Below are 15,282 nucleotides of genomic sequence, written 5' to 3'. Positions count from 1 at the left end.
CGGGCCGAGATCGTGGCGGCATGTTCGCTTCCCTCGGCCGTTTCGCGGCCAGAAGGCGATGGCCCGTCGTCATCGCCACCCTCCTCCTGGTGCTGCTCGGCGGGTTCTGGGGCACCACCGGGCTGTTCGGCAACCTGATCGGCGGCTCCGGATTCGAGTCGCCGGACATGGAGGCGGTGCGGACCGAGCGCCTCCTCGCGGGGCCGCTCGGGCGGTACGGCCCCGACCTGGTCGTCATGTACGAGAGCGACCGGCTGCGCGTGGACGACCCGGCGTTCGCCACGGCGGCCCGGGCCGCCCTCGACCGGGTCCCCCGGGAGGACGTGGTCCGGCTGGAATCCTACTGGAGCACCGGCGACCAGGCGTTCGTCTCCTCCGACCGCCGCGCCGCCTACGCCGTCGTGCAACTGCGCTCCTCGGTGGACCAGGAACGCGTGCGGCAGTTCACCCGGATCAAGGACGACTTCGCCGCCGACGGGCTCAAGGTCAGCCTCGGCGGTTCGACGGCGATGACGCAGCAGGTGAACTCGCTGGCCACCCGCGACCTGATCAGGGCGGAGGCACTGTCGCTGCCGATCGTGCTGTTGCTGCTCATGGTGATCTTCCGGACCGTGGTGGCCGGTTCGCTGTCCCTGCTGATCGGGCTGGTGACGCTGCCGGGGGCGCTGATCGTGCTCCGGGTGGTGTCGTCGGCCACCGAGATCTCGACCTACGCGCTCAACGTGGTGAGCATCCTCGGGCTCGGCCTGGCGGTGGACTACGCCCTGCTGATCGTCACCCGGTTCCGTGAGGAACTGGCGGGCGGCGCCACGGAGGACCAGGCCGTGGAGCGCACGATGGCGACGGCCGGCCGTACGGTGGCCTTCTCCGGGCTGATGGTGGCCTCGACGTTCGCCTGCCTGTTCGTCTTCCCCTCCAGGTTCCTGGTCTCGATGGCCTGGGGCGGGATCGCCACGGTCCTCGCCGGGGTGCTCGCCTCGCTCGTGCTGCTGCCCGCCATGCTGCGGTTCGCCGGGTACCGGATCAACTCGCTGCGCGTGCCGTTCCTGCCGCCGCCCAGGGGCGCGCGTCCCGCCGAGGGGCGTTGGTACCGCCTGGCGCGGCTGGTGCTGCGCCGTCCGCTGGTGACCACGGTCGGCGTGGTGGCGCTGCTGCTCGCGCTGGGCGCGCCGTTCCTCTCGGTGAACTGGGCCCGGCCCGGGGACTGGGTGCTGCCGCCCGGCGCCCAGGCAAGATACGTGACCGATCAGATGGCCACGCGGTTCTCCGGCGATCCGGCCAGGTCCGTCACGGCCGTGGTCACCCTGCGGGAACGCGCCGATTCGGGGGCCGGCGCGACCGCGGTCGCGGACTACGGCAAGCGGCTCGCCGCCGTGGACGGCGTGCACGACGTGCGGGTCACCGGCGCCCAGGCGAACCTGGCCCGGCTGCAGGTGATCTACCGGCCCGAGCCGATGTCCCGCGAGGCGTACACGATGGTGGAGCGCCTGCGCGCGACTCCCCCGCCGCCGGGGGGCACGGCCGGATTCGCCGGGATGGCCGCCTCCCGGGTGGACGTCGTGGAGATGATCCTCTCCCGGATGCCGCTGATGGGCCTGGCCTTGGCGCTGGTGTCGTTCGTGGTGCTGTTCCTGGCGTTCGGCTCGGTGGTGATCCCGTTCAAGGCGGTGCTGCTCAACCTGCTGTCGCTGACCGCCGCGTTCGGCGCGATCAAGCTGGTCTTCCAGGACGGCTGGCTGTCCGGCGTGCTGGGCTTCGTGCCGGTCGGGGCCGTGGACATCAACTTCCCGGTCCTGGTGGTGGGGATCGCGCTCGGCCTCGCCATGGACTACGAGGTGTTCCTGCTGGCCAGGATCCGCGAGGAGTACCGCAAGAGCGGCGACGCGCGCGAGTCCGTGGCCCTGGGGCTGCAGCGCACCGGGCGGATCATCACGAGTGCCGCGCTGCTCATGGCCGTCGTGGTCGCCGGGTTCCTGACGGCGGAGATGACGCTGATGCTGATGATCGGCGTCGGCCTGACGATCGCCGTGGTCGTGGACGCGACCGTGGTGCGCGCGCTGCTGCTGCCCGCCGTGATGGGGCTGCTCGGGCACCGGGCCTGGTGGGCGCCGAGCTGGACCCGTTCGTACGCGGGTTCACACGACGCCGACCCTTCGTACGATGGGAGACATGGAAAGGATCCTGGTCAGCGCCTGTCTGATGGGGCGGCGCGTCCGTTTTGACGGCGAGGCGAAGACCAGCGGCCACGCCCTGCTCGCCCGGTGGCGTGAGGAGGGGCGGCTGGTCCCGCTGTGCCCCGAGGTCGAGGGCGGGCTGCCGGTGCCGCGCCCGCCCGCCGAGATCGAGGACGGCGCAGGAGGCACAGGAGGCACAGCCGTGCTGGCCGGGACCGCCCGGGTGCTGACCTCGGGGGGAGCCGACGTGACCGCCGCCTACCTCGCCGGGGCGCGGCGGGCGCTGGAGGCGGCCGAATCGCACGGCGCGCGGATCGCGATCCTGAAGGAGGGCAGCCCGTCGTGCGGGGTGCTGGCCGTGCACGACGGGTCGTTCACCGGGCGGAAGATCCCCGCTGCCGGGGTGACCACCGCCCTCCTTGAGTCGCACGGCGTGCGCGTGTTCAGCGAACACCTGATCGCCGAGGCGGGCGCCTATCTCGAAACCCTGGAGCCCGCCTCGGGTTGATCACCGCGCGCCGGGGATCCCGGGGATCACTGCCACGTCAGGAACACGCGTTCCTGTGTGACCTGGTACCCGGCCTTGCGGAACGCCGCCGCCATCGGCTCGTTGCCGAAGTCGGTCTCACCGATCACCTCCTGCGCGCCGCGCTCGGCGAGCATGTGCGTGGCCTCGGCCAGCAGGTCGAGGCCGTAGCCGTGGCCGCGTCGCTCGGGCACCACTCCGATCAGGCCGATCACCGGGCTGGTGTGGTTGCGGGTGGGCACGGTGAGCCCGGCCAGCTCGCCGTCCGGGGTGCCGTCCGGGGTGTAGGCCAGGCGCCAGTCCTCGCGCGGGCCGGGGAACCATCGGAGGATCTTCAGATCCTCCAGCGCCGCCGCCTCCGCGCCCTCGCGGGCCGCCTGGGCCCTGGCGTGGGCGTCGAGGGTGCCGACGTGGACCCTCCTGATCGCGTCGAGCATGGCGTCGTCGTCGCACGGGCGGTATTCCAGGCGGTCCGGACGCGCGGGCAGGCCGTCGGCGGGCGTCCAGCGGAACCGGATCCGCTCGACCAGCACGCGCATGCCGGCCTGTACCGACACGTCGATCCGCCGCTGTCCCTCTTCCCGAACGACGGGATCCTCCCGCCAGGCGGGCGGCAGGACGAGGCAGTACTCGCAGGTGAACGGGGCGCCCTGGAGCAGGGCGACGCCCGCCTCGGTGTCGTCGCCGAAGTCGAACCAGTCGAGGTTGATGGGGTCGGCGTCGTCGGGGCCGCCCCACCAGGCGGCCCTGGCCACGACGCGGTCGCCGCGCAGCGCCGCCCACGTCCATTCCGGCCGGTATTCGTTCTTGGCCAGGCCCTGCGCGTAGTCGCGGCCGGTCCAAGCGATGCCGACGAACGAGGGGTCGGGGAGTTCGGCGAATCGGTGCTGCTCGCCCGCGGCCAGCGGGCGGATGACCAGATCGGTCATGGGAATTCCTCCAGGTAGGCGTGCGCCTCCCCGGTCAGAGAACCGCCCGGGTCAGGGGGAGGCGCGAGTACGTTTCGGTGTTCATCGCGACTCGCCTCCTTCCCTTTCTCCGTGGGCGTGCCGGTAGTCAATCACATTCACGTCGTATTCCTCTAATGGGAATCGGTTCCGGGCGATCATGGGCGTATGCGGACACACATCGCCATCGTCGGCAGCGGCATCGTGGGGGCGGCCGCGGCGTACCGGCTGCGCAAGAAGGGCGTCGCCGTCACCATCGTGGAGCGCGCGGACAGCCGGGGGCAGGCGACCGCGGCCGGCGCGGGCATCATCTGCCCGTGGGTGGATCACGACGGCGACGACGCCTGGTACGGCTTCGCGCGGGAGGGGGCCCGCGCGTACCCGACGTTGTTGGAGGAACTGGCCGGTGACGGCGAGACCGACCCCGGATACGCGCGGACCGGCGCGCTGCTCACCGCCGACGACGCGGCCGGGCTCGACGACGTGGCCGCGCTGCTGCGCGACCGGAGCCCGCTGGCGCCGGAGATGGGCGAGGTGTCGGTCCCCGACGATCCCGGCGGCCTGTTCCCGCCGCTGACCAAGGACCTGGCCGCGCTGTTCGTCGGCGGGGCCGCGCGGGTGGACGGCCGGGGCGTCAGGGACGCGATGCTGCGCGCCGCCGCCCAGCGCGGGGCCATGCTGCGCACCGGCACGGCCGGCCTCGACGCCAAAGGGCGCCTGTCCATCAACGGCGAGCCCATCGGGGCCGACGCCGTGATCCTCGCGGCCGGGGCGTGGACCGGCGAGCTGTGCGCTCCCCTCGGCCACCGGCTGTCGGTGCGTCCAGAACGCGGGCAGATCGTGCACGCCGAACTCCCCGGCACCGACACCTCCGGCTGGCCGATCGTGCTGCCCAGGGTCGGCCCCTACCTGCTGGGCTTCCCGGGGTCGCGGGTGGTTTTCGGCGCGACCTGCGAGGAGGCGGGCTTCGACGGGCGGGCCACCGTGGGCGGGCTCTCCGGGCTGCTGTCCGCAGGGCTGACGGTCGCCCCCGGCCTCGCCTCCGCCACGGCCCTGGAGATCCGCGTGGGCTTCCGGCCGATGACCGGCGACGGCCGTCCGATGATCGGCTCGCTCGCCCCGGGCGTCGTGGTGGCCACCGGCCTGAGCGCGTACGGCCTGACCACGGGCCCCCTGGCCGGCTGCCTCGCCGCCGACCTCGCCATCGGCGAGCCCACGACGATCGACCTCACCCCGTTCACCCCCCTGCGCGAGACCGATCCCGTGTCCTGAACCCTCGACTGATCACGCCGGCTGCCGGAGGATGGCCGGGGAGATCCGGCGGCCCGCCGCCGCCACGACGACCGGAGGATGAGCCCGTGGGTGACACCGCAGCCGCCGAAGGCGGCGACAGGCAGGCGCGGGAGCGCGACGCGTTCTACCGCGACCCACATCCGATCTTCGCCCGCGCCCGGCGGACCCCGGGGCTCACCTATCTGCCGCTGATGGACGCCTGGCTGGTCAGCAGATACGCCGACGTGCTGGAGGTGCTGCGGCGGCCGGACGACTTCTCCTCGGCGAACGCGCTGACGGCCGACGTGCCGCCCTCCCCCGCCGTGCTGGCCGAGCTGTCCAAGGGGATGGGCGGCGGTCGGGTCGTCCTGTCCGCCGACGGCGAGGCGCACCAGCGGTTGCGCGCCCCGCTGGTGCGGGGGCTGTCGGCGGCGAAGGTGGCGGCGCTCGTGCCGTACATCGCCGAGCGGGCCGAGGCGCTGGTCGCCGGGTTCGCGGATGACGGCCGGACGGAGCTGATGGCGGCCTACGCCCGGCGGCTGCCCGGCGACGTGATCGGCCGCCTGCTCGGCCTCGACCCGGACGACGTGCCGTCGGCGGTCGACGGCAGCAAGCGCGCCGAGGCCCTGCTGTTCCGGCCGCTGCCGCCGGACGAGCAGATCGCCGCGGCCAAAGACGTGGTGGCGCTGCAACACCGGCTCGCCGCCCACATCCGGCGCACCCTGGCGGAACCGCGCGACGACCTGGGCGGTGAGCTGGTGCGCGCCCTCGGCACGGAGTCCGGGGAGCCGACCGGCGAACTGGTGTCCAACCTGCAGAACCTGTTCATCGCCGGGCATCTCACCACCACCGCGCTGATCGGCACCACCGTGCTGCGCCTGCTGTCGGACCGCTCGCGGTGGGAGACCCTGTGCGCCCGTCCCGAGCTGATCCCGGCCGCCGTCGAGGAGGCCGCCCGCCACGACACGGCCATCCAGGCGTTCCGGCGGGTCACCACCCGCCCGCTCACCCTGGCGGGCACCGCCCTGGAGAAGGGCACGGCCGTGCTCGTCGCCTACGGCTCGGCCAACCGCGACGAGTCCCGCTACGAGCGCGCAGCGGAGTTCGACCTGGAAAGGACGCCGTCCCGCCACCTCGCCTTCGGCCACGGGGCCCACGGCTGCCCGGGCGCACAGCTCGCCAGGGAGCAGCTACGGATCACCCTGGAGACGCTGACCACGCGCCTGCCCGGCCTGCGCCTCGCCCCCGGCCCGTCTCCGGCGATGACGCCCACTCTGATCCACCGTTCCCCCGAAATGCTGCACCTCATCTGGCACTGAGGTCACTCCGGAACCACATCCATGTGGAACACGTCACATCGTTGTGATTACGGTAAATAGACAGGCGTTAACCACTAGATGTCTAGCGCTGCTGACCGTGGCGGGCGCGGTGGCCGCCACCCAGGGCTGCGCGGGCGCGCCGCAGCCCCCCGAGGCCGGGCGGCAGCCGATCGTGGTCGTGGCGGCGACCAAGACACCGGCCGATTCGTCCACTGACGCCCCGACGGAGGAGCCCACGGACGAACCCGCCGAAGAGAAGGCCCGCAGTGCGCCGGAGTGCGTCCGGGTCAGGGGCGCGGCGGCCTGCGTGGGCGGGGACGACAGCCTCCAGCCCGGCGTCTCCGTCGAGGACACCGAGAACGACCGGCTGCACCCCGCCGTCGAGTACTACCTGAACGGGTACCTGGGCACCATGTACTCCGTTCACAACCTCGCGCGCCAGGGCGAGGTCCGGGGCAGCCCCTGGATCGGCGACACGATCACCTACCGGGCGGCGCTCTACAAGGGCGACCACCGGCTCAAGGTCAGCGAGTGGAAGACCCTCAAGAAGGTCACCAAGAACCCCGTCGCGCGTGAGACGGGCATCAGCCCCGCCACCGCCCAGGCGCGCGCCAGGGTCTGCACCTCGACCAGGGGCCGGGCCCTGGTGTGCTTCACCGGGAAGAAGACGACCATCTTCGCCTGCGACACGGGCACGGACCGGCGGCAGGTCCACGCCGAGTACTACATCGGCGGCGACCCGACCGCCCGCTTCGAGATCCACCAGCTCGCCGGTCCGGGCACCTGCGGGAAGGCCGTGCACGGGCGGCGGACCATCAGCAAGTACCGCGCTTCGCTCTTCGACGGCGATCATCGGATCGGCGACGCGCTCTACAAGTACAACTAGATCACGGAAAGTGCCGCGAGCGGCACGCTACGTGTCTATGGTGCTGACATGGACGAGTTGCCGTCGCCGCCCCCGGCGTACGTCGATCACCTGCGCTCGCTCTCCGACTCCCGCCTCGTGGCGCTGCTCGCGGAACACGAACTGGCCCGCAGCGCGCCGGTCCCGGTGACGTTCGGCGAGGTCGCGGAGGCCATCGTGCGACGCGTACTGCGCGGCTCCGCGGGCATCGAGTACGACCGCTTCGAACACGAGGTGCGCGACGCCCTGCTGATCCTCGGAGACCGCCCGATCGGGCTCGCCGAGCTGGGGCGCCTGCTCGGTCCGGCCTGCCGTCCCGGCGCGCTGAAACGGACGGCCGACCGGTTCCGGGCGCTCGGGCTGGCCTGGGGCGACGACGACGGCCTGTGCCTGCTTGAGGCACACCTCGCCCCGGAGACAGGGCAGCGCCACGAGCGCTCGGGCCTCGGCCGCCCGATCCGGGGGCTGCTGGCGCGCTACGACCGTGAGCAGCTCGCACCGGTGCTGCGCTCGCTCGGTCTCACGTCCGGCGGCGGCGATCCACTGGAGCGGGTCGCCGCCGTGTTCGCCGACGCCGAGGCCACGCGCCGCCGCGTCGCCAGGCTGGCCGACCGGCCCCGGGCGCTGCTGGAGGGGCTCGCCGCGAGCGACCGTCCGTGCTGTTCGGTCTACGGCGACGAGTTCTCGGTATGGGACCGCGACGAGCCGTTCCGGCGGATCGGCCTGACCGGCGCGCGTGACCTGGTGATGCCCCTGGTGGAGCAGGGGCTGCTGGTCGTGACCACCTATTCCTTCACCGGCGAGCCGATCGACTTCGCCGCCAGGTCGCTGCGGCTGGAGCTGCCGCGCGAGATCGGCATGGCGCTGCGGGGCGACTCGCCGTATGGGCGGCTGCATCCGTGCCCGCCCGATCTCGCGCCGGTCGAGGTGGGGGTGGCGCGGGCCGACCGAGCGGGCGCGGCGAGCGCGTTCGCGGTGCTGGGGGCGGCCGACCGGCTCCTGGCGCGGTGCGATCTCGACCCGCCGTCCAATCTGCGGTGGCGGCAGGCCCCGTTCGATCGCGAGCCCACCGAGCACCACGGCCTCGACGAGCGGGAGATGGAGCGCCTCACCGCCGCCGTCGACGTCCCCGGCGACCTGGCCGCCCTGCTGCTGGAGATCGCCGTGTGGGCCGATCTGCTCGCCCTGGCGCCCGACGAGACCGTGTGGCTGCCCACGCCGCTCTACGACGCCTGGCGCTCCGCGCCGCCCGCGCGACGCTGGTTCACGCTCGCGCGGGCCTGGCTGGCCATGGAGCGCACGTCCGACCCCGAGCCCGGTCTCGCCCAGCACGACACCGTCCTCGGCCCCAACCGGTACGCCTCCCCGGCCGAACGCCGCGCCCCGCTCGACGTGCTGGCCGACCTGCCGCCGGGGCAGGGCACCGATCCCACGCAGGTGAACGCCCTGCTGGAGTGGCGTCACACCGGAGGGCCGGTGCACGCCGGGTTCCGGGTCCGCCGGTCGCTGGGCGAGGCCGCGCGCCTCGGCGTCACCGGCGACGGCGCGCTGACCACGTACGGCCGGGCGCTGCTCGCCGGTCGCGACGGCGACGAGTGTCTGGGCGGGCTGCTGCCCGCCGTCCTGCGCCGTCCCACCGCGCCGCGCCCGCGTTCGGCGAGCGCGCTGAGCGAGCTGCGCGACCGCCGTGACCGCGCCCGCCGCCGGGCCGCGGTGCCGCGCGAGCGCGATCGGGTGCCGCTGCGCTACTCCCCCTCCGAGCTGTTCGACGCCTGGAGCCCCTGCGAGACCGAGCTCGCGCTCGTCGTCCACGCCATGCGTGCCGCCGACCGCCGGCCCGGCCCTCCGGCCCGTGAGTCGCGCAAGGTCGCCGGGCTGCGCGAGGCCGCGGCGAGCTGGCACGACGGCATCCGCTGGCTGGAGTTCGCCGACCGCAGGGGCCGTCACTCGGAGGTGATGGCCCGCGTCGTGCTCGTCACCGGCGGCGTGGTCGTGGCGGTCGAGCTGATCGACCGGCTGACGTTCACCATTCCGCTGTCCTGGATCACCGGCGTGACCATGCCCACCGAGGACGAACGCCGCTCGCACCACGCCTATCGCAGCTACCCCGTCAAGTACTGGCCCGACCCGCGCCGCCCGGCCGACCCGTGGGACGACACGTGGGACATCGCGGAGATGTTGCACTCACGCCAACGATGAACGCCCCCGGGAAGACCCGAGGGCGCTGATCGTGAAAGAGGTGGAGCTATGGGGATTCGAACCCCAGACCTCCTCCATGCCATGGAGGCGCGCTACCAACTGCGCCATAGCCCCTTGTCGCGCCGCGGGCGAACCTTCGTTCGCGACGCTTGGGAAGCATACCGGTACGGCGCGCCCTACGCATAATCGCCGCGACACGGCCCGCGCCGGGCGTCCGGCGCGGGCCCATGGTCCCAATGGTCACGGACGGTCTTCCGCCGCCTCGGGGGTGTCGTCGCTGTGCACGGGCTCGGGCAGGGTGCCCGCGTTGTGCTCCAGCAGGCGCCAGCCCTTGCGGCCCTCCTCCAGCACCGACCACGAGCAGTTGCCCAGGCCGCCGAGGGTGGACCACAGTTCCTCCGGCAGGCCGAGCAGCCGGGCGATGCCCAGCCGCAGGGCGGCTCCGTGCGAGGTGACCACGAGCAGGCCCTCCTCGCCGAGTTCGCCCGCCCAGCGGCGGATGGAGGCCGCCACGCGGTCGGCCACGTCGGCGACCTCCTCGCCGCCGGGGGCCTCCCAGGAGGAGTACTCGTCCGGCCAGCGCTCGGCGATCTCCTGCCTGGTCAGGCCTTCCCACTCACCGCCGCCGCGCTCGCGCAGGTCCTTGTCGGCGATCGGGTCGATGCCGGTCAGGCGGCCGAGGGCGGCGGCCGTGTCGAAGGCGCGTTGCAGGTCGGAGGACACGATCATGGAAGGCCGCAGCGCCGCGAGCAACGCGGCGGCCCGCGTGGCCTGGGCTACGCCGACCTCGTCGAGGGCGATGTCGGAGTGGCCCTGAAAGCGGTGCTCGACGTTCCACAGGGTCTGGCCGTGACGCCAGCAGACGACACGCCGCTTGCTCACGTAGACGCTCCGCGGCTGCGCTGCGCCGCGGCGTGGCGTACGCCTTCGGGCAGCGGAAGGGGCGGGCAGTCCTTCCACAGCCGCTCAAGGGCGTAGAAGGTGCGGTCTTCCTCGTGCTGGACGTGCACCACGATGTCGACGTAGTCGAGCAGGACCCAGCGGCCCTCGCGCTCGCCCTCGCGGCGCACCGGCTTGGCGTCGGCCTCCACGCGCAGGCGCTCTTCGATCTCATCGACGATGGCACGGACCTGGCGGTCGTTGGTCGCGGAGCAGAGCAGGAAGGCGTCGGTGATGACGAGCTGCTCGCTCACGTCGTAGGCGAGAATGTCGTCGGCGAGCTTCTCGGACGCCGCCTCGGCGGCGACCTCGATGAGCCGGACGGCTCGTTCTGATGCGGTCACGATGTGGGTCTGACCTCCTGTTGTCGGCGCTGTCTCCTATGAGGATTCCCGGTACAGGCCGCGTTTATTGATGTATTGCACGATCCCGTCGGGCACCAGGTACCAGATCGGCTCTCCGGCGCCCACCCGCTGGCGGCACTCCGAGGACGAGATCGCGAGGGCCGGGATCTCCACCAGGCTGACCTTCCCCTCAGGGAGGCCGGGATCATGCAGGACATGACCCGGTCGGGTACAGCCTACGAAATGAGCGATGGTGAAGAGCTCCTCGGCGTCACGCCAAGAGAGGATCTGCGCGAGCGCGTCGGCTCCCGTTATGAAGTAAAGCTCAACCCCAGGTCCGTATATTCCCGATATATCCCGCAAAGTATCGATTGTGAAGGTCGGCCCGGGGCGGTCGATGTCCACGCGGCTCACCGAGAAACGAGGGTTCGACGCCGTGGCGATGACGGTCATCAGATACCGGTCCTCGGGCGCGGAGACCGCCTGCTCGGCCTTCTGCCAAGGAATCCCCGTCGGGACGAAGACGACCTCGTCCAGTGCGAAGTGGTGGGCGACCTCGCTCGCGGCCACCAGGTGCCCATGGTGAATGGGATCGAACGTCCCGCCCATGACCCCCACCCGCCGATGCCCTTCGCCGTTCGGCGCGTTCATCATGCAACGGACCATACGCGCCCCAATCAGACAATCTTGACTCGGCCCCTCCGCCGGACCACGCGCGAAGCGCGGTTCCCCGACGTAGCATGCCGGGCATGACGACCACCCCGGATCGAAACCGAGTACAGCTCGCCGGTATCTCATCCCGCGCCTACGAACACCCCGCCGACCGGTCCGCGCTGGTCGCCCTTCGTTCACTCAGCGGGTTCGACACCGTGCTCAAGCAGATGTCAGGGCTGATCAGCGAGCGCCGGCTGCGCCTGATCTACCTCGCCTCGGCGGTCCGCACCAGCGAGACCCAGTTCCGCGCCCTGCACGACATGGGCCGCGACGCCGCCTACATCCTCGATCTGCGCCGGATCCCCGAGGTCTACGTACAGCAGGACCCCTCCGTCAACGCCAAGGCGATCGGCTTCGACGACCCGTTCATCGTGGTCACCACCGGCCTGCTCGACCTCATGGACGAGGAGGAGCAGCGGTTCGTGATCGGCCACGAGACCGCGCACATCTTGTCCGGCCACGCCGTCTACCGGACCATGCTCGACATCCTTACCCGGCTCGCCACCCGCGTCGCCTGGATTCCGCTCGGTTACATCGGCCTGCGGGCGATCGTGGCCGGCCTTGAGGAGTGGTACCGCAAGTCCGAGTTGTCCGCCGACCGTGGCGGTCTGCTCTGCGGCCAGGACCCCGAGGCCGCGCTGCGCGCGCTGATGAAGCTCGCCGGCGGCTCCCGCCTGCACGAGATGAACGTCGAGGCGTTCCTCGACCAGGCCAGGGAGTACGACACCGGCGGCGACGTCCGCGACGGCTTCCTGAAGGTGCTCAACCTGCTCGGCACCACCCACCCGTTCGCCGTCGCCCGGGTCGCCGAACTCGACAAGTGGCGGCGCAGCGGCGAGTACGAGCGGATCCTCGGCGGCACCTACCCGCGCCGCGAGGACGACGCCAACGCCAAGATCTCCGAAGAGGTCAAGGCCGCCGCCCGCTCCTACCGCGACTCCTGGTCGCAGTCACAGGACCCGTTCATCGGCGTGCTGCGCGACGTCGCCGAGGGCGCGGTCCACGCGGGCGAGCGCATCTTCAACCGGTTCGCACGCCGCGACGGCTGAGCGGAGGGCGTCAGAGCAGGAGGGAGATGACGCGCACGGTCGCGGCGCACAGGGCGACGAACCCGCCCAGCACGGCCAGCGCGCGCAGCCCCTCCTTACGCAGCTCGGGCACCTCCGGACCGACCCGCTCGATCTCCCTGCCGATGATCCCACCGCATACGATGGCGAACACCACGCCGGAGATGGTCACCGGTACGGGCCGGTCCAGCCAGTCGGGGCCCAGATGGCCACCGGAGGCCGCCCACAACGTCAGGCCCGCCGCCCCTGCGGCGGGCAGCCCGGGCCAGGCCACCGCGCTCAGCGCGGAGATCGCGAACACGAACGGGAAGCACACCACGCGCAGGATCCGCCGCGCGGGAGCGGACTTGCGGTTGCGGACCAGCCAGTGGCCGAGCCAGAGCGCCCGCACCAGCACCGCGAAGAACGCGGTGAGCGCCAGCGAGACCGGCGCCCAGATGACCGCCGCCACCACACACGGCGCGGCCAGCACCGCGAGCATCACCAGCACCGCGTTTCCCGCGGGCGACGGCGCGGACCCCGACCTCCTGGCGACGCGCCCGCCCCTCGTGGCACCATCGCCCTTGCCGTTGGCCGCGCGGCCGAGCGCCCTGCCGGAACGGGTCTTCTGCCCGCCCTGGGTCTTGGCCGCGCCCGTCTTGACCTCCGTCGCGCCCTTGGCCGAACCCGTCCGGCCCTCGGCCGCCGACCGCGCCTCGACGCCGGCCCCCCGGCCGTCGGAGGCCACTCTGCCGGCCGTGCGGCTCTCCGCCGCGGCCCGGCCATCGGCGGGGCCTCTGCCCGACGTCCGGCCGTCCGACGCGGCCCGGCCGTCGGAGGCGGCCCTGCCGCCCGTGCGGCTCTCCGCCGCGGCGCGTGCCTCAGCGGAGCTTCTGCTCGATGTCCGGCCGTCCGACGCGGCGCGTGCCTCGGCGGCGCTCCTGGACGTGCCGGTACGGCCCTCGGCCGAGCTCCGGCCGTCGGATTCCCGGCTCTCGGTGGCGGCCTTGGCGGAGGCCGCCGACCGCGTCTCGGTCTTGCCGGTGGTGCGCCCGGCCGGTGACGGGCCGTCGGCGGTGGTGTCGGTGGCCGCGCTCCGGCCCGGGGCCTCCGCCGCCGCGCGCCCGGCGACCGGCCTGCCCGGGGATTTTCGCCTGGCGGCGCCGTCGGTCTCGGCGGCCTCGGACTCCGGCCGCGTTCCGACCGCGGCGTCGGGCGCGTCGGCCGCGACGGGCGACGCCTCAGCCTCCTGGGCGCGGGTCGCACGGGCCAGCCTGGTCAGCCGGTCGGCCAGCACGGCGGCGGTGGGGCGCTTGGCTGGCCTGCGGTGCAGCCCCGCCTTGACCAGCGGCAGCAGCGCGGCGGGCACGCCGTCGAGATCGGCCTGCCCGTTCAGGATGGAGTACATCAGCGCCTCGGCGGTGCCGCCCGCGAAGGTCGGCCGCCCGGTGCCCGCGAACGCCATGGTGGCCGCCCAGGCGTAGATGTCGGCGGGCTGGCCCACGGGCTCGTCGGCGAACAGCTCGGGCGCGGCGTAGCCGGGGGTGCCGAGGAAGGTGCCGGTCATGGTGAGCCGGGTGGCGTCCACGAGCTGGGCGATACCGAAGTCGATCAGAACCGGCCCTTCGGGGCCGAGTAGCACGTTGCCCGGTTTCATGTCTCGGTGCACGACTCCGGCGGCGTGGATGATGGCCAGCGCGGTCGCCATCCGCTGGGCCAGCTCCACCAGCTCGGCGCGATCGAAGGGTCCGTCCCGGCGGATCCGCTCCAGCAGGGTCTCGCCGTCGATGTGCTCCATCACCAGGTAGGGGCGCCTGGCGCGCAGGTCGGCGTCGAGGACGCGGGCCACGTAGGGGCTCTCGACCCTGCGCAGCGCGCGCACCTCGCGTTCCAGGCGTAACCGGGCCTCGCCGTCGTAGTCCGGCGGATCACGCAGGAGTTTCACGGCGACGCGGTCACCACGCCGGGTACCGGCGAGGTACACCTCGCCCATGCCGCCTCTGCCGAGACGTTCCAGCAGGGTGTACGGCCCGACCCGGCCGAGCTTTGCCACGCCCCCTCCTCGCCCGGCGCATTCTCAGGGGCCACAACCCTATTGCAGGGTCACCCTGATCACCCCTACGCCGCGCCGTATCCGGGAAATGGGCACAAAGTTATCTGAGCGACATTGTCGCCACGGCTCCGCCGACGCGGGTCACCTCTGGCCGGGACGCTCATCGCGCCCCTGGGCCGCGTGCCTGCCGGTCGATGAGCCCGGCGCGGACGGCCCGCCGGAGCGGCTCGCCGCGTGCTCCGCGTCGTCGGCCTGGTCGGCCGAATGGGCCGAGTCGGCGCCGTCGTCGTAACGGGACGGCCCGGCGCTACGGCCCGCCTCCGGCCCGCCGTACCAGGCTCCGGGGGTGACCTGGTCGGCCTCCCGCAGGGCGCGCGCCCTGCGCCGCCCGAAGAACAGGTGGTCGAGACTGAACCGCCCGGCCCCTCCCGCGGCAAGCAGCAGCGCGGCCGAGCCCAGCCCGCCGACCAGCTCGAAGCCGCCCCGGTCCACGAAGATCCCGTGACGCGCGTGCACGAAGATCGCGGCGCCGAGGCAGACCACCACGAGCAGCAGGCCCGCCAGCGGGGTGAACAGGCCAAGGACGAGCAGGGCGCCGCCGACCAGTTCGACCACCAAGGTGAACCCGGCGGCGACCTGTGGCATCGGCACGCCGCTCTCGGCGAACCCGGCCGCGACTGGTCCGACACCTCCCGCGGCCAGCTTCTGCAGGCCGTGTGCGATGAACACGACCCCGACGACGATACGGGCGATCAGCGCGGCGATGTCGTAAAGCCACCGTCTCACGACCATCGCCCCCCTTCACCGGGAAGGCCCCGGCACAATGCGACGACAAGCTCCATGAC

Annotated in this window: 13 protein-coding genes and 1 tRNA gene; 7 read left to right on the top strand and 7 right to left on the bottom strand. The window is 72.7% G+C overall.

Annotated features, from left to right (window positions below; all coding sequences use genetic code 11):
* Window positions 1-20: 20 nt before the first annotated feature.
* Complete coding sequence (locus tag P3X83_RS22030) at window positions 21-2,222, top strand: MMPL family transporter (protein ID WP_277307052.1); 2,202 nt, start codon at window positions 21-23, stop codon at window positions 2,220-2,222.
* Entirely contained in the window at window positions 2,170-2,682 is a 513-nt protein-coding gene (locus P3X83_RS22025; RefSeq protein WP_277307051.1) for a DUF523 domain-containing protein, read from the top strand. Before P3X83_RS22030 ends, P3X83_RS22025 begins: the two co-directional genes overlap by 53 nt.
* 26 nt (window positions 2,683-2,708) lie before the next feature.
* Here the strand turns inward: P3X83_RS22025 and P3X83_RS22020 are convergent, their stop codons facing one another.
* On the bottom strand, window positions 2,709-3,629 hold the full coding sequence (locus tag P3X83_RS22020; protein ID WP_277307050.1) for a GNAT family N-acetyltransferase: 921 nt from the start codon (window positions 3,627-3,629) through the stop codon (window positions 2,709-2,711).
* 186 nt (window positions 3,630-3,815) lie between these two features.
* Here P3X83_RS22020 and P3X83_RS22015 point away from each other — a divergent pair, with 186 nt between their 5' ends.
* The 4 genes from P3X83_RS22015 (at window position 3,816) to P3X83_RS22000 (ending at window position 9,341) form a co-directional block, all read left to right on the top strand.
* The gene (locus P3X83_RS22015; protein WP_277307049.1) at window positions 3,816-4,919 is read left to right on the top strand and encodes an FAD-dependent oxidoreductase; all 1,104 of its coding nucleotides are present in this window, start codon (window positions 3,816-3,818) and stop codon (window positions 4,917-4,919) included.
* An 86-nt stretch (window positions 4,920-5,005) separates the two neighbouring features.
* A complete protein-coding gene (locus P3X83_RS22010) occupies window positions 5,006-6,238 on the top strand; it encodes a cytochrome P450 (RefSeq protein WP_277307048.1) in 1,233 nt (410 codons plus the stop codon).
* Between the two features lie 97 nt (window positions 6,239-6,335).
* Window positions 6,336-7,124 carry a hypothetical protein gene (locus P3X83_RS22005; RefSeq protein WP_277307047.1) on the top strand — a complete coding sequence of 263 codons (789 nt, stop codon included), beginning with the start codon at window positions 6,336-6,338 and terminating at the stop codon, window positions 7,122-7,124.
* A gap of 48 nt (window positions 7,125-7,172) precedes the next feature.
* Entirely contained in the window at window positions 7,173-9,341 is a 2,169-nt protein-coding gene (locus P3X83_RS22000; RefSeq protein WP_277307046.1) for a hypothetical protein, read from the top strand.
* Between the two features lie 41 nt (window positions 9,342-9,382).
* Here the strand turns inward: P3X83_RS22000 and P3X83_RS21995 are convergent.
* The 4 genes from P3X83_RS21995 to nadD form a co-directional block, all read right to left on the bottom strand.
* Window positions 9,383-9,455 (bottom strand) — tRNA-Ala (locus P3X83_RS21995).
* 126 nt (window positions 9,456-9,581) lie between these two features.
* Window positions 9,582-10,223, bottom strand: a complete 642-nt coding sequence (locus P3X83_RS21990) for a histidine phosphatase family protein (RefSeq protein ID WP_277307045.1) — start codon at window positions 10,221-10,223, stop codon at window positions 9,582-9,584.
* Window positions 10,220-10,624 (bottom strand): ribosome silencing factor, encoded by a 405-nt coding sequence (rsfS, locus tag P3X83_RS21985; protein ID WP_277307044.1) that lies wholly within the window; start codon window positions 10,622-10,624, stop codon window positions 10,220-10,222. Before rsfS ends, P3X83_RS21990 begins: the two co-directional genes overlap by 4 nt.
* A gap of 36 nt (window positions 10,625-10,660) precedes the next feature.
* Entirely contained in the window at window positions 10,661-11,278 is a 618-nt protein-coding gene (nadD, locus tag P3X83_RS21980) for a nicotinate-nucleotide adenylyltransferase (protein ID WP_277307043.1), read from the bottom strand.
* A 95-nt stretch (window positions 11,279-11,373) separates the two neighbouring features.
* Between nadD and P3X83_RS21975 the strand changes: the two genes are divergently transcribed.
* Window positions 11,374-12,387 (top strand): M48 family metallopeptidase, encoded by a 1,014-nt coding sequence (locus tag P3X83_RS21975; protein WP_277307042.1) that lies wholly within the window; start codon window positions 11,374-11,376, stop codon window positions 12,385-12,387.
* 10 nt (window positions 12,388-12,397) lie between these two features.
* Here P3X83_RS21975 and P3X83_RS21970 read toward each other — a convergent pair whose 3' ends face one another.
* Window positions 12,398-14,437, bottom strand: a complete 2,040-nt coding sequence (locus tag P3X83_RS21970) for a serine/threonine protein kinase (protein ID WP_277307041.1) — start codon at window positions 14,435-14,437, stop codon at window positions 12,398-12,400.
* A 141-nt stretch (window positions 14,438-14,578) separates the two neighbouring features.
* Window positions 14,579-15,223: a DoxX family protein gene (locus P3X83_RS21965; protein ID WP_277307040.1), complete on the bottom strand. Its 645-nt coding sequence runs from the start codon at window positions 15,221-15,223 to the stop codon at window positions 14,579-14,581.
* Window positions 15,224-15,282: the final 59 nt, after the last annotated feature.

The organism is Spongiactinospora sp. TRM90649 (genome assembly GCF_029382225.1).
Lineage (GTDB): Bacteria > Actinomycetota > Actinomycetes > Streptosporangiales > Streptosporangiaceae > Spongiactinospora.
The sequence above is the reverse complement of the archived record's forward strand: the minus strand, read 5'-3'. Positions and strand labels throughout refer to the sequence as shown.

Bases quoted from the DNA above. Each gene is read 5' to 3' on its own strand.
- P3X83_RS22015 (WP_277307049.1), top strand. From the start codon at position 3,816: ATGCGGACACACATCGCCATCGTCGGCAGCGGCATCGTGGGGGCGGCC.
- P3X83_RS22025 (WP_277307051.1), top strand. From the start codon at position 2,170: ATGGAAAGGATCCTGGTCAGCGCCTGTCTGATGGGGCGGCGCGTCCGT.
- P3X83_RS21975 (WP_277307042.1), top strand. From the start codon at position 11,374: ATGACGACCACCCCGGATCGAAACCGAGTACAGCTCGCCGGTATCTCA.
- nadD (WP_277307043.1), bottom strand. From the start codon at position 11,278: ATGATGAACGCGCCGAACGGCGAAGGGCATCGGCGGGTGGGGGTCATG.
- P3X83_RS22000 (WP_277307046.1), top strand. From the start codon at position 7,173: ATGGACGAGTTGCCGTCGCCGCCCCCGGCGTACGTCGATCACCTGCGC.
- P3X83_RS22020 (WP_277307050.1), bottom strand. From the start codon at position 3,629: ATGACCGATCTGGTCATCCGCCCGCTGGCCGCGGGCGAGCAGCACCGA.
- P3X83_RS22030 (WP_277307052.1), top strand. From the start codon at position 21: ATGTTCGCTTCCCTCGGCCGTTTCGCGGCCAGAAGGCGATGGCCCGTC.